General features: G+C 57.5%; 14 protein-coding genes. 3 read left to right on the top strand and 11 right to left on the bottom strand.

All coding sequences use genetic code 11. The features are described 5' to 3' along the window. Nucleotides 1-67 precede the first annotated feature (67 nt). The 3 genes from L881_RS0109355 (at nucleotide 68) to L881_RS0109345 (ending at nucleotide 2012) form a co-directional block, all read left to right on the top strand. A complete protein-coding gene (locus L881_RS0109355) occupies nucleotides 68-865 on the top strand; it encodes an outer membrane protein assembly factor BamD (protein ID WP_025733439.1) in 798 nt (265 codons plus the stop codon). A 187-nt stretch (nucleotides 866-1052) separates the two neighbouring features. Then, nucleotides 1053-1292 (top strand): PP0621 family protein, encoded by a 240-nt coding sequence (locus L881_RS0109350; protein ID WP_025733438.1) that lies wholly within the window; start codon nucleotides 1053-1055, stop codon nucleotides 1290-1292. A gap of 210 nt (nucleotides 1293-1502) precedes the next feature. After that, on the top strand, nucleotides 1503-2012 hold the full coding sequence (locus L881_RS0109345; protein WP_025733437.1) for a pilus assembly FimT family protein: 510 nt from the start codon (nucleotides 1503-1505) through the stop codon (nucleotides 2010-2012). Here the strand turns inward: L881_RS0109345 and L881_RS0109340 are convergent. The 11 genes from L881_RS0109340 to cgtA form a co-directional block, all read right to left on the bottom strand. Then, nucleotides 1981-2403, bottom strand: coding sequence for a hypothetical protein (locus L881_RS0109340; protein ID WP_025733436.1), 423 nt, complete (start codon nucleotides 2401-2403; stop codon nucleotides 1981-1983). The genes L881_RS0109345 and L881_RS0109340 overlap by 32 nt on opposite strands. After that, entirely contained in the window at nucleotides 2390-3193 is an 804-nt protein-coding gene (locus L881_RS0109335; RefSeq protein ID WP_025733435.1) for a PilW family protein, read from the bottom strand. The genes L881_RS0109340 and L881_RS0109335 overlap by 14 nt, the downstream gene beginning before the upstream one ends. Continuing rightward, entirely contained in the window at nucleotides 3186-3545 is a 360-nt protein-coding gene (locus tag L881_RS0109330; RefSeq protein ID WP_025733434.1) for a prepilin-type N-terminal cleavage/methylation domain-containing protein, read from the bottom strand. Before L881_RS0109330 ends, L881_RS0109335 begins: the two co-directional genes overlap by 8 nt. Before the next feature lie 219 nt (nucleotides 3546-3764). Further along, on the bottom strand, nucleotides 3765-4229 hold the full coding sequence (fkpB, locus tag L881_RS0109325) for an FKBP-type peptidyl-prolyl cis-trans isomerase (RefSeq protein WP_025733433.1): 465 nt from the start codon (nucleotides 4227-4229) through the stop codon (nucleotides 3765-3767). Next, nucleotides 4226-4756, bottom strand: a complete 531-nt coding sequence (gene lspA, locus L881_RS0109320) for a signal peptidase II (RefSeq protein ID WP_025733432.1) — start codon at nucleotides 4754-4756, stop codon at nucleotides 4226-4228. The genes fkpB and lspA overlap by 4 nt, the downstream gene beginning before the upstream one ends. Further along, nucleotides 4749-7613 carry an isoleucine--tRNA ligase gene (gene ileS, locus L881_RS0109315; protein ID WP_025733431.1) on the bottom strand — a complete coding sequence of 955 codons (2865 nt, stop codon included), beginning with the start codon at nucleotides 7611-7613 and terminating at the stop codon, nucleotides 4749-4751. The genes lspA and ileS overlap by 8 nt, the downstream gene beginning before the upstream one ends. Before the next feature lie 145 nt (nucleotides 7614-7758). After that, on the bottom strand, nucleotides 7759-8802 hold the full coding sequence (gene ribF, locus L881_RS0109310) for a bifunctional riboflavin kinase/FAD synthetase (RefSeq protein WP_025733430.1): 1044 nt from the start codon (nucleotides 8800-8802) through the stop codon (nucleotides 7759-7761). 5 nt (nucleotides 8803-8807) lie between these two features. After that, entirely contained in the window at nucleotides 8808-10343 is a 1536-nt protein-coding gene (murJ, locus tag L881_RS13140) for a murein biosynthesis integral membrane protein MurJ (RefSeq protein ID WP_281172181.1), read from the bottom strand. Nucleotides 10344-10603: 260 nt separating this feature from the next. Next, complete coding sequence (gene rpsT / locus L881_RS0109300) at nucleotides 10604-10870, bottom strand: 30S ribosomal protein S20 (RefSeq protein WP_025733429.1); 267 nt, start codon at nucleotides 10868-10870, stop codon at nucleotides 10604-10606. Between the two features lie 300 nt (nucleotides 10871-11170). Continuing rightward, on the bottom strand, nucleotides 11171-12304 hold the full coding sequence (proB, locus tag L881_RS0109295; protein WP_025733428.1) for a glutamate 5-kinase: 1134 nt from the start codon (nucleotides 12302-12304) through the stop codon (nucleotides 11171-11173). A 284-nt stretch (nucleotides 12305-12588) separates the two neighbouring features. Continuing rightward, nucleotides 12589-13776: an Obg family GTPase CgtA gene (gene cgtA / locus L881_RS0109290; RefSeq protein WP_025733427.1), complete on the bottom strand. Its 1188-nt coding sequence runs from the start codon at nucleotides 13774-13776 to the stop codon at nucleotides 12589-12591. Nucleotides 13777-14019 lie beyond the last annotated feature (243 nt).

Raw genomic sequence — 14019 nt, 5'->3', positions numbered from 1 at the left:
AAAGATGATGAAGGACGGCGGCGAATTCTAGCATGGACGCCGTGGTTTGCCCGACACGAGGAAAACAATGCGCGCTTATCAATTGAGTGCTCTCGCGCTGGTCGCTGCCGTGCTGGTAGGTTGCGGCGGAAATACCAAGCCAGTGGCTGATCTTCCGGAACAGCAGCTCTACCAACAAGCCCAGCAATCCCTGGACAATGGCCGCTATTCAGCAGCAGTGACCCAGCTCGAAACGCTCGATAGCCGTTACCCGTTCAGCAAGAATGCCGAGAACGTGCAGCTTGATCTGATCTACGGCTACTATCAGGTGAACAACTGGGAATCGACCATTGCATCGGCCGGTCGCTTTATTCGCCTGCATCCTGATAACGCGCAAATCGACTACGCCTACTACCTGCGCGGTCTGGCCAACTGGCAAGCGGGCCGCTTCGGTTTGGAAGGTCTTGATCTGGTCAGCATCTCCACGCGCGACCTGGGGGCGACCAACGCCTCCTACAAGGATTTCAACGAGCTGATTACGCGCTTCCCGCAGAGCCGCTACGCGCCTGATGCACGTCAGCGCATTATCTATCTGCGTAATCTGACCGCACAGCGCGAAATTGAAGTCGCTGACTTCTATCTGCGCAAGCGTGATTATGTGGCAGCCATCGAACGCGGTCGCTGGATTATCTCGCACTATCCGCAAACGCCCGCCAACTACGATGCCCTTGCCAGCATGGTGGAAGGCTACATGGGGCTTAACATGGATGAGCGCGCGCGTGAAACGCTCGCCGTGCTGATTCACAACAAGCCCGACTACAAACAGCTCAATGGCAACACTTTCCAGACACGTCACCTGGGCAGAACGCTCTCCCTCGACGGTTAGAAGTTTTTTGGGAAGAGAAAAGGCGCGAAGCATGAGTTTCGCGCCTTTTTCGTTGTTCTGCCAAGCGATCACCGTTTGATAAACGCGCACTTCCACCCGCCGTTGGCGTGCTGCGCAAACTCGCTATACACTGGCTGCATATTTCGCCAGCCACGGCCCGCCTGCGCCTCATTCGGGAGCTTCTACCTTGCTACAACTGCTCACTGTCGCACTGCTCGGCTACATTGCGTTCAGATTTTTCACCAGCCTGAAAAAAGCATCATTAACGCGCAAGCACCAGGAAGCACCAACGCATCGCGAAGTTCCCAGCATCAATACCGTGCGCTGCGCACAGTGCGGTGTACATATTGCAGCAACCGATGCCGTGTATAAGGAAGGGGCATCTTCCCCCGCCTATTGCTGCAAGGAACATGCGCATCAGGGCTGACGGAATACTCCCTGCTCACCTGCCAGCCCTCTTCTGCGGCTAACGTTTACTCGCTTGCAGCTCGCCTTTTCCATCAAGCGCGTTGGGCCGCCTCTCTTTTTGCCCCACAGTCTCTCTCTCTAAATCTCTAGCACTTCCTCAAACCGCTAAACTTGCGCGAATACGCGACCGATAGGCTAGTTTCCTGCTGTTTTTCAAGAGGAAACGCGAATGTCTTCTCATGCCCAAAGCGGATTCTCACTGGTGTCAGTCATGGCGACCATGGTGATGGTCTCAATCGTACTCGGTTACTCGCTGAATAGCGGTCAGCGCTGGTTAACGGAGCGACGCGCATATACGGATCGGCAGCGCTTCGCTGCACTGGTGGAACAGGCCCGCCTCGTCAGTATGATCACCGCCACCCCACAGCGCCTATGCGCAAGAGGAGAAGCCGCACAGCACTGCGGGCAGCAATGGCTAGCGGGAGCAATGCTCGATACCCCCAGCGACAGCACGCTTTCCGCCAGCTACTTTCAACCATCACCAGGCGTGTTACTGAACGGTCCCGCGACAGAGCTGATCTTTCGCCCGGACAGCGCCGCCAATATGTTGAATGCCACCTTCGATTTTTCGACCCGCTACGGAAGCCACTACCGTCTGGTGCTCAATCGTGCAGGCCGTCCGCGTGAGGAAGAGCACCTTGAGAGTGCTACTCCCAGCGCCAGTACTCAGGCACCATAGCCATGGTGGTACTGCCCTTGGATACACGCCAGCCGCCTCTGATGATCTTCTCGCCATGCTGCTTGTCATGGCAGTACCAGGCCGCCACTTCCAGCGCCTGACAGTCGCGTGAAGGCAGCCATGGGCATACGTGTGCCGGCTCCCGATTGCCTACCGCAATACATATTTCACTAGTGCCGAGCGAAGTGGCGGGAATGCCACGCTCAAGTGCTCGCCAAACCTCCTCGACTCTCTGCGTCAGTACAATCCCACTCTCCAGTGCCGAAAATTCTCGGTTCACGTTCACTATTTCACGCTGCAAACGCGCCCCCGCTCCTTCCAGCAATACCGATAACAGCATAATCAACAATAGCGCTAACGGCAGTGCCATGCCGCGCTCATTGGCGTTCATCGGCGGAATCCTTCGGCGTGGCGTGCGCTAGCTGCTGCCACTGTTGCTGCGCCTTCCAGCGCTCCAAAGGATTGCGTAGTGCCACACTCAACTGACGCTGCGCCATGGTACGTTGGTCTCTACATTCACCGCCTGTCGCGGAAATGCGACACTGCAACGCTACCACCGCGTGCCACTGCTGAACGGCAGCAGCAGGCTGCCATCGCCCTACCCTTCCTTGCTCGTTGATTTCGGCATAGCGACACCTCAACTCACAGATGCCTCGCACCAGCTCTTCTGCACTCCTCCTTCCCGCAATGCGCTGGAAAAGCCCACGCGGCGAGCCGGAGAGATAAAGCCCCGTGGCGTAATAACGCCAGCCTTGCCGTGATCCTGTCACATCAATAAACGGCAGATCGGTGCCGGTCAGCTCATGACTAGCCCGCGCATAGCGCACAATCAGCCCATCACTGCCACGACCTGATCCTGCGAGCGCATCATCCCGTGAAGTGACACAAGGCTGGCGCTGGCACCGTATTTCGCCACGCGCAGCGCTAAGCGCAGGTGGCATGGCGTGAATATCCCCTCCTGATGGCAGCCCCCAGAACCCCGCACGCTTGACCTCCTGTTCGATAATCAGACTCGCCAGACGCGCCCGCTCGTAAGCCTGCTGACGCGTTCCCAAGTGAAGAAGCTGACCTTGAAGCTGTGCGTGCATACTCAACATGGCGGCAACCAGCAGCGCAGTCACCAGCATGACAACCAGCATCTCGCTCAGCACCACGCCACTCTCGTCAGGCGCGCTACTCATGATGCCCTCGCACCCTAATCACTTCTGACGCTGCCGCCTTCTTCTCACCGGCACAGCGATGTCCCTGCTGCGACCAGTCAAGCCATAGCTGCATATCGCGCCCAACGCTTCGAGCGCAGAGGCTAACGAGTGCACTATTACTGGAGACATGCTCTTCTCTGCCAGTGATGCCCAGCGCGTGTTCTACCGCCAGATCCGCCAAGGATCGCGCTGCCAGGCTGCGCTGTTGCAACAGTTCCGCGCGCCCATCAAGCAGTGCCATCCCATTGGCTACCGCCGCAATCCCCACGGCAGCAACAATCATGGCCGCCATTAGCTCAATCAGCGCGAATCCTGATTCACTCCCCGCCATGCCCTGCCTCCGCTCCGTCTCTAACGGAAGCAGATCGGCGGCGACGGCCATAAATTAAGCGTGGATGTAAAACGCCATGGCTCTTTATTCACGCTCTACTTCCAACTGATGGCAGGAAGGGCTTTCGCAAGGGCAGGCTTCTTCAAGAAGGAACGAAAAAAGCCCCTGTCGAATCAACGACAAGGGCTTGAATATTCACCAAGTGAGCGGCTTGGTGACTTAGTGCGTTGTGGTCGGCGTCACGGCGATAATTTCCGCATCAAAGACCAGAGGCTTACCCGCCAGCGGGTGATTGAAATCTACTTCCACCTGCTCGCCTTCAATGGTTTTGATCACGCCGGGCAGTTCGCCGCCAGCAGGATCGGTAAAAGCCACCACCGTGCCCACTTCCAGCTCGATATCGTCACTGAACGCATCGCGCGTCAGCAGCTGCACGTTCTGCTCGTTGTACTGACCAAAAGCATGCTCGGGCGAAATGGTGAAGGCGTTTCGCTCACCGGCCTGCATTCCCTTCAGGGGCTGTTCGAAGCCCGGTGGCAAATTGCCATCACCAAAGTCAAAGGTGGCCGGCTTTTTATCGCGGGTGGTGTCCACCTGCGTGCCATTTTCAAGGGTGAGCGTGAAATGCAGCGTGACGGTGGTGCCTTCCCCCACCGTCGCACTGCCTGGCGTTACGGCGCTCATGAGCGCTCCTTGTTGATTGCCTTACGTGGCGATCTGAACGCATCCAGAATCAGCATGATCGCACCGACAGTAATCGCGCTATCGGCAATATTGAACGCTGGATAGTAGTACAGGTTCTGCCAGTGAAACGACAGAAAGTCGATCACGTAGCCATGTACCATGCGGTCAAACAGATTACCCAGAGCGCCGCCGATAATCAGCGCCAGTGCGATGGCCATGCCACGCTGCCCCTGCTTGAGCCGCGTCATCCAGAACGACAGGCCAATGGCAGCCACTACCGCAATCAGCGCAAACAACCAGCGCTGCCAGCCAGCGTGGTCAGCCAGAAAGCTGAACGCAGCGCCATGGTTGAAGAGCAGCGTCAGATCGAAGAAGCCGTTGATGACCGGATGCGGTTGACGGTATTCAAGACCGCTGACCGCCAGCCACTTGGCCCCCAGATCAATGGCGATCACCAATACCGACAGCCACAGCCAGCGTAGTGGTGAGCGCATGGGCGCCGCTGCTTGCGCAGACGAATCAGGCATACAAGCGTACCTCACCCTCATGTCCCGGCAGGTTCAGGATACTGCGCTCGCACAGCGTCGGGTACTCTGCATGGGTGCCCACATCGGGGCGACGCTCCCAGCTACGTTCACACTTGGGCCAGGCACTTGCTTCGACCTTGACCTTCAAGCCTTCAAGCTCGGTTGCAGCTGCATCCGCTGCTTCATCAAGCGGTGCCAGACGCGCTTCAGAGGTGATCAGCACAAAGCGCAATTCATGACCGAGGCTACCAAGCAGGGTGTGAAGTTCGTCATCGACGTAAAGTGTGACTTCGGTATCCAGCGAGCCTTTGACCAGTCCTTCACCGCGCGCGGTTTCCAGACACTTGTTCACCGCCTGCTTCACATCCATCACACGCGCCCAGAACTCGCGTCCGCAGGCGAAATCATCAGGCAGCGTCGCCAGATCGGTGTAGTACTCCTCCAGCAGCACGCTATCAAGCTTGCTGCCGGGGATGTTTTCATACACTTCATCGGCGGTGAACGAGAGAATCGGTGCCATCCAGCGGCTCAGCGCCTGCACGATGTGATACAGCGCTGTCTGGCAACTGCGGCGCGGCAGTGAATCGGCCTGGGTGGTGTACTGGCGATCCTTGATGATATCCAGATAGAAGCTGCCCATATCACGCGAACAGAATGTCAGCACTTGCTGATAAACGTCGAGGAAGCGGTACTCGCTATAGGCTTTCTCCACACGCTGCTGAAGCTGTGCAGCGCGATCCACGGCCCAGCGATCCAGCGCGATCATCTGCTCCGGTGCAACAATATCGCGAGCGGGGTCGAAGCCGGTCAGGTTGCCCAGCATAAAGCGTGCCGTGTTGCGAATACGGCGGTAGGCGTCAGCGATACGCTTGAGGATCTCGTCGGAGACCGGAATCTCTGCCGAGTAATCGCTCGACGAGACCCACAGCCTAAGAATATCTGCGCCCAGCTTATCCATGATCTGCTGGGGTGCGACGACGTTACCCACCGATTTCGACATCTTGCGCCCCTGCTGATCGACGGTGAAGCCGTGCGTCAGCAGCGCTTTATAGGGGGGGCGCTCATCAATGGCCGAACCTGTCAGCAGCGACGACTGGAACCAGCCGCGATGCTGATCGGAGCCTTCCAGGTAGAGATCGGCAACATTGCCTTCCGCATGTGCCAGCTCGGAGTGCGAGCCGCGCAGCACATGGAAGTGAGTGGTGCCTGAATCGAACCATACGTCGAGCGTATCGGTAACCTTCTCGTACTGGCTCGCTTCATCCCCCAACAGCTCTGCCGCATCGAGCTTGAACCACGCCTCAATGCCTTCTTTTTCGACGCGCAGGGCGACTTCCGCGATCAACTGCTGAGTGCGTGGATGCAGCTCACCGCTTTCACGGTGCAGGAAGAACGGAATCGGCACTCCCCAGTTGCGCTGGCGGGAGATACACCAGTCGGGGCGACCTTCGATCATGCTGTGCAGCCGGTTCTTGCCCCAGGCAGGATAGAAGCGTGTATCGTCAACGCCTTGGAGGGCATACTCGCGCAGGGTGTGACCATCCTGTCCGGCTTTATCCATCGCGATAAACCACTGTGCAGTAGCGCGATAGATCAGCGGCGTTTTATGACGCCAGCAGTGCATGTAGCTGTGGCTGATGCGCTTGTGTGCCAGCAGATTGCCGGAATCACTCAGCACCGCCACGATATTAGGATTCGCTTTCCAGATAAACTGACCGCCGAAGAGCGGTAGCGATTGAGCATATACGCCGTTGGATTGCACCGGATTCAGGATGTCGTCATAGCTGAAACCGTTGCGCTGGCAGGAGTAGAAGTCATCCTCGCCATAGGCTGGCGCAGAATGCACCACGCCAGTACCGGCACCCAGCTCTACATAATCGGCCAGCAGCACCGGAGCAACGCGATCATAACCGCTATCGGTGTTGGCGAGCGGATGGCGGAATTCGAGATGATCGAGCTTGTTGCCCTGAGTACGGGCGATCACTTCACCTTCAAGACCAAAGCGCTCAAGACTGCTTTCGACCAGCTCTTCCGCGAGCAGCAGCAGGCGCTCACCGCTATCGACCAGCACGTAGTCGAAGTCGGGGTGAACGTTCAACGCCTGGTTAGCCGGAATGGTCCAGGGGGTTGTTGTCCAGATCACGACGGCAGCAGGCTTCGGCAGTGCATCCAGACCAAAGGCTGCCGCTAATGCTGCACTGTCGGCGGCGGGGAACGCCACATCAATCGCATCGGACTCCTTGTCCTGATATTCCACTTCGGCTTCCGCCAGCGCTGACTGACAATCAAAGCACCAGTTAACTGGCTTAAGCCCTTTGTAGACAAAGCCACGCTCGGCAATTTTGCCCAGCGCACGAATCTCGTTGGCTTCGTTGGCAAAGTTCATGGTCAGGTAGGGGTTAGCCCACTCTCCCAGCACGCCTAAACGAATGAAGTCAGCCTTCTGTCCGGCTATCTGCTCACCGGCATATTCACGGCATAGCTCACGCGCTTTATCCGCCTGCAAATGCTTGCCATGAACAGTTTCAACCTTATGTTCGATAGGCAGGCCGTGGCAGTCCCAGCCGGGCACGTAAGGCGCATCGAAGCCCGCCAGGTTCTTGGACTTGACCACCATATCCTTGAGGATCTTGTTGACCGCATGTCCGATATGAATACTGCCATTCGCGTAGGGAGGGCCGTCATGCAGAATGAAACGCTGCCGACCGTGGCGCGCTTCACGCAGTTTTTCGTAAAGGTGCATGTCGGTCCAGCGGGCCAGACGGGCTGGCTCCTTACTGGGCAGATTGCCACGCATCGGGAAATCCGTATGCGGCAAGTTCAGCGTATGCTTGTAGTCGTGTGTTTGATCGCTCATGGCCTGCTCATGGAAGTCGTTGCAAATAGGGAGTGGGCACCCATCGGCCCATTACAGAGAAAGAACTGCCGAAGCGCACGCAAGGCCGCAGAATGGCGACCGAGCGAGCGTTGAAAATTGCACGCGAAATAAAGAGAACGCTGCTTCACACTAGTTCTCCAACGGGCCGCGTGTGATCCGTTGAAGGCGATAGCGGTACGCTTGCCAGCGGCAGTTGTGCGATGTCAGTCACTGCCGCCTGCTGCTGACGCAAGTCAGGTAACAGCGGCGACAGGTAATCGCGGCTGACCGCGACATCATGATGGAGCTGCTGCTTCAGCACCTCAATACCGGGGAAGGTGACTTCGCCACGCAACCGCATGCACGGAATCACCACTAGCCGCTCACCGTATAGATCACCGTTAAAATCTATCAGATGCACCTCTAGCACGGGGCGCTCGCTGCCTACCGTGGGACGCCAGCCAAAGTTGGCCGCTCCCGCGTAAAGTTCGCCATTTTCCCGCTCCACGAGAACGGCATAAACGCCGCGCAATACCAGCGGCGTATTAGGCAGCGGAATATTGGCCGTCGGCACGCCGATGGTTCTGCCCAACTGACGATCCTCGACCACTCGTCCGGCAAAACGATAGGGGCGCCCCAGCAGCTCCGCCGCCTGACGGAAATTGCCGGAAGCCAGCAGCGTGCGCACGCGACTGGAAGAGACGCGCTCACCATCAAGCTGAAAGGAGCGAGTGTTCACCACGCTGAAGTTATGTTCGCGCCCAATCTCTTCAAGCAGCGCGAAGTCACCAGCGCGGTCACAGCCAAAGCGGAAATCGTCCCCCACCACCAGATAGCTGATATTCAGGCCATCAATCAAGACCCGATCCACAAACTCACGCGCGGACAGCTCTCGAAGGCGCTGATTAAAGGGAAGGCATAGCACCCGGTCGATACCGGCCTGCTCCATCAGGCGCAGCTTGTCGCGCAGGGAAGTCAGCCGCGGCGGCGCCTGGTTGCTGGAGAAGTATTCACGCGGCTGCGGCTCGAACAGCACCACGGCGGTAGGCAGCTTTAACGCTTCGGCACGGCGGTGGAGCTGGTTCAGAATTTCGATATGGCCTCGATGCACCCCATCAAAGTTGCCGATGGTCGCTACGCAGCCGCGATGAGACGGGCGCAGATTGTGCAGTCCTCTGATCAACTCCATGCCTTTCAGCCTCGCATTCTGAACTGGGATAGACGCATGCCGGTCACCGCCAACCACCCAAAGTAGATAGCCATCGCGCCTACCACTGTAAGCGCCATGCCCTCTGCACGCTGCGCTGCGCCCCATGCCACCCACTGCTGCCAGGGCGGCACCCACCATAACAGTGCAGCGGCCATCAGCAGGCAGGCAGAACCTACCTGCATCCCGTAACGCCACCACCCCTTATGGAACTTCAGCACACCGGCACGCCACAACCCTCGGCCCAGCAACCCTGCGTTAACAAACGACGCCAGCGCAGTTGCCAATGCCAACCCGACGTGCGCCAGCGGCCCGACCAGGATGAGGTTAAACACTATATTGGCGATCACCGCGACAATACCAATGCGCACCGGTGTTTTGGTGTCCTGGCGTGCATAGAAGCCGGGAGCCAGCACCTTGATCAGCATATAGCCAATCATGCCAAAGCACAGACCCCGCAAGCTCTGCGCAGTCATGACAATATCGTGATCCGTCATCTTGCCATAATGAAACAGCGTCACCAGCATCGGTTCGGCAAGAATGAAGATCGCAATGGCAGCGGGAAGGCTGAGAAGCAGTATGGTGCGCAGCCCCCAGTCGATCATACGCGAAAAGTGCAGCGGATCATTGGCCGCCTTCTCGCGCGACAGCGCGGGTAGAATCACCGTGCCGATCGCCACGCCCACGATACCGGTCGGCAAATCGACCAGCCGATCCGAGTAGAAAAGCCAGGTTGCACTTCCCGTTGTCAGGAAGGAGGCCAGAATCGAGTTGAGCGTCAGGTTGATTTGCGACACTGACACGCCAAAGATGGCCGGCCCCATCAGCTTGAGAATACGTTTAACGCCAGGGTGCCTGAAGTCGGGCCAAGGCTTGGGCAGCAGTTTTAAACGCCACAGAAACGGCATTTGAAAGCCTAGCTGAATAACACCGGCGGCCAACACCCCCCACGCCAGCGCCATTGCGGGTATCGACAAATGCGGTGCCAGCCACAGCATCGAAGCGATCATGGTGAGATTGAGAAAGACCGGCGTCAGTGCCGGCACCGCGAAGCGATCCCAGGTATTGAGCACGGCTCCGCAAAAGGCCGTCAGCGATATCAGCAGCAGATAGGGGAACATGATGCGCAACATCTGCGCCGTCAGTTCCATTTTGCCCGGCACTTCCGCGAACCCTGGAGCGAACACCCATACCAGTAATGGCGAAGCCAGCACTGCAACCACTGTAATGGCGGCAAGAATCAGCGCCAGTGCGCCCGCCGCCGAATTGAGCAGCCGTTTTACCTCGTCATGATCCCTGGTGGTGGCGTATTCAGACAGCACCGGAACAAAAGCCTGGCTAAAGGCCCCTTCCGCAAACAACCTGCGCAACAGATTGGGAATTCTGAAGGCAATGACATAAGCATCGGCGCTGCCAGTTGCCCCTAGCAGGGCACTGGTCATCATATCGCGCACCAGCCCCAGTACGCGCGAGACCATTGTCATGGCACCGACCACTGCGCCGGATTTAAGCAACCCTGCCACCCGCGGCTCCTTTATTGGCTATTCATCAAGACAGAACGTTACGCTTATGTCACTACATCCAGGCGCTAACAGCGTTTGGAACACACCATGAATGGCGATAAGCAGCGTGCAGACTGCCTTCACGCGGCAAGCGGGTACAGACTTTTTACGTGACATCAATTAATTGCATGAAATATGCACGATGTACTGCCTTGCCTTGCGTTCCTTACAGCCATAAAAAAACCGGCCGAAGCCGGTTTTTAGTACAGCACCTGACCGGCTTAGGCAGCCAGGCTTTTAATTCGCGCGTTAAGACGGCTCTTGATACGAGCAGCCTTTTTCTTGGCGATAACGTCCTTGTCAGCGATGCGGTCGATAACCGGCTGAGCCTGTTTGAACTCGGCGGTCGCTGCTGCGTGATCACCGCTTTTGATTGCTTTAAGAACGCGTTTTACGTAGGTACGTACCATGGAGCGCTGACTGGATTTCAGTACACGACGTTTTTCGTTCTGACGTGCGCGCTTGCGGGCTTGCTTGGAATTCGCCACCGTCTACTCCCTCGGAATATCGACAGTAAAAAGATAAATGTATGTTCAATGCCACCCGACGCTGACCGCTCTCGCCATAAGAGGGGGTGCGCCCGGGATGAGCAGCGACTTCAGGCGGTCGGGTTAACAGTCGCGCCGCGGTAAAAACCACCGCAAGCACCTGAAACACGCGACAACGCACCTGCAATCGCACGGGCCATGTCTGAGAGGATGCAGCATTCTATCAGCGATGACCAACAATGCCAACACAAGGAGTAATAGTTGGCAGCAGCATACGCTAAAAGAGAGGTTGCTGAGTCGTCATACCATGACCAGATTGTCGCGATGGATCAGATCGGGAGAGTGACAGAAGCCCAGAATAGGTTCGATAGCGCGGCTAGGCATGCCAAGAATACGCTTGGTGTCCTGCGACCCATAGTTGGTGATTCCTTTCGCTACCGCGTCACCCTGCCCGTTCACACATAGCACGATATCGCCACGATTGAAGTCGCCGGCCACCTGCTTGACGCCTACCGGCAGCAGACTCGACCCTTCATCACGCAGACGCGCCACGGCACCATCGTCCAGCACCAGCGTGCCACGCACCTTGACCTGCCCCAGCAGCCAGCGCTTGCGTGCGGTCACGCCGCCACCTTCCGGCTTCAGCAAGGTGCCCAGCATTTCGCCATCAATAACGCGCAGCACTACGTTGGGCTGGCGGCCACTGGCGATCACTGTGACAGCCCCTGAGCGCGCGGCTACGCGAGAAGCCTTGACCTTGGTGGCCATGCCACCACGCCCCAGCGCACCACCATCTCCGGCCATCGCATCCAGTGTTCTATCACCGGCGTCAGCTTCAGGAATCAGCTTCGCATCAGGATTTTCCCGAGGATTATCGTCAAAAAGCCCTTCCTGGTCAGTCAGCAGCACCAGCACTTCGGCTTCGACCAGATTGGTGACCAGCGCGCCCAAGGTGTCGTTATCCCCAAAGTTGATCTCATCATTGGCAACGGTGTCGTTCTCATTGATAACGGGCACCACACCCAGCCCAATCAGGGTTTTTAATCTCGCCTGGGCATTCAGATAGCGCCGACGGTCCGCCAAATCATCATGGGTCAGAAGAATCTGGGCGCTTAGCACGCCGTGGCTGGCGAAATGATCTTCCCAGCACTGCACCAGCCCTGACTGCCCTACCGCTGCTGCCGCCTGCAAGTGATCGAGTTCCGTGGGACGTTCCCGCCATCCCAACCGTGTCATGCCTTCCGCAACAGCGCCCGACGAAACGACCACGGGGAGAATGCCACGACGCCGCAGCTCCACTAACTGCTCTACCCACTGCGCAATCCCCTCGCGATTCAGACCGCGACCATCGTTGGTGAGTAACGCACTCCCAATCTTGACGACAACGCACTTCACATTCGCAAGATCGGCGCGCTCAAGTACCTGACGAGCCATCCGTTATTTACCTCTTATGACGTGACACATCCCGTGACCAATACCAGCCTGCAACACTCGACAAACGCCCCGCCGAGCGGATCGGTATCACCCACAGCCGACTATTCGACAAAACATTACAATGACACCAACCCTGATTTTCGGCAACGGTCACTGCGTCAGTCATTCTTCTTCTCTATCGCCAACCGGGTGTGGATAAGAGAACGGGGCAGCGCCCGGCGTCAGCACGCATTGTGCCTCTCACCCAGCGCCACCCCGTTGTGGATAACCTGAAAATCAGACGATCAGGGAGCGTATTCGACGTCTACATCGTAATCATCGTCGTTCCAGTCATCATCATCCTCTTTCTTTTTGCGCCGACGCCCAGCCAGTCGCTCTTCGGTACGTGCCACGGCTTCCTGCTCCAACGCTTCGATACGCTCACGCTCACGTTCGGCGGCTTCTTCGTTTTCAGCAACTTCTTCGCGCTGCTCAACGATCCAGCGATGGGCCGCCTGCACCAGAGCATCGGTACCGTCGCCACTCGCGGCAGAGATGCGATAGACCGGCCCTTCCCAGCCAAGACGCTGCACAATATCGGCAACACGCTCTTCCTGTTCTTCCCTGGGCAGCAGATCGAGCTTGTTAATCACCAGCCAGCGCGGCAGCGACGCCAGCGCAGGGGAGAATCCTGCCAGCTCTTCACTGATGGTCGTCACGGCTGCCACGGGGTCGCTTTCATCAATTGGCGCGACATCGACTACATGAAAGAGCAGACAGGTACGCGACAGATGCTTGAGGAAACGCAGGCCAAGCCCGGCACCTTCCGAAGCACCTTCGATCAAGCCCGGCACATCGGCAATCACAAAATGCTCATGGGAGCCGATTTTGACTACCCCCAGATTGGGCACCAGAGTAGTGAAGGGGTAATCGGCCACCTTGGGACGTGCTGCGGATACCGAACGAATCAGCGTCGATTTGCCGGCATTGGGCATGCCAAGCAGCCCCACATCGGCCATCACCTTCATCTCCAGACGCAGCTCGCGGCGCTCGCCTTCAGTACCAGGCGTGGTACGGCGCGGGGCACGATTGGTGGAGGATTTGAAATGAATATTGCCGAGACCACGATAGCCGCCCTGCGCCACCTTGAGCTGCTGCTCATGTTCGGTAACGTCGCCGATAACCTCCAGCGTTTCAACATCAATCACCGTGGTCCCCACGGGCACCTTGACGTAGAGATCCTCGCCCTTGCGACCGCTCATTTGGCTGCCTTGCCCCGGGCGACCATTTTCCGCCTTGTAGAAACGCTGGAACTTGAAGTCCACCAACGTATTCAGCGCTTCATCCCCTACCAGATAGACGCTGCCACCGTGACCGCCATCGCCGCCATCAGGCCCGCCCTTAGGGATAAACTTTTCACGACGGAAGCTCAAGCAGCCGTTGCCACCCTTGCCTGCTTCGACGGTAATCGCCGCCTCATCGACAAATTGCATGATTTCTCCTGCCCCACCAATAGGGCTAATCCTGTAAACGACGAGACACTTCCCAGCGATTACCGCATGCCTAAAGGCGCTGCGATCCAGATACCGTATCTACTGCCGTTGATAAGCAATATGGCAGCATGTGCTGCCATCAATAAATTCTGGCCTGCTCGACAATGAATGCAAACAGACAAAAAAGCCCCGCAACAAGGGCGGGGCTTTTTAAGGCAAGTCGCATAACACGACTCTTGCTCG

Origin of the sequence: Carnimonas nigrificans ATCC BAA-78, assembly GCF_000526695.1 — a bacterium.
GTDB lineage: Bacteria > Pseudomonadota > Gammaproteobacteria > Pseudomonadales > Halomonadaceae > Carnimonas > Carnimonas nigrificans.
This window is presented reverse-complemented; position numbering and strand designations above follow the sequence as displayed.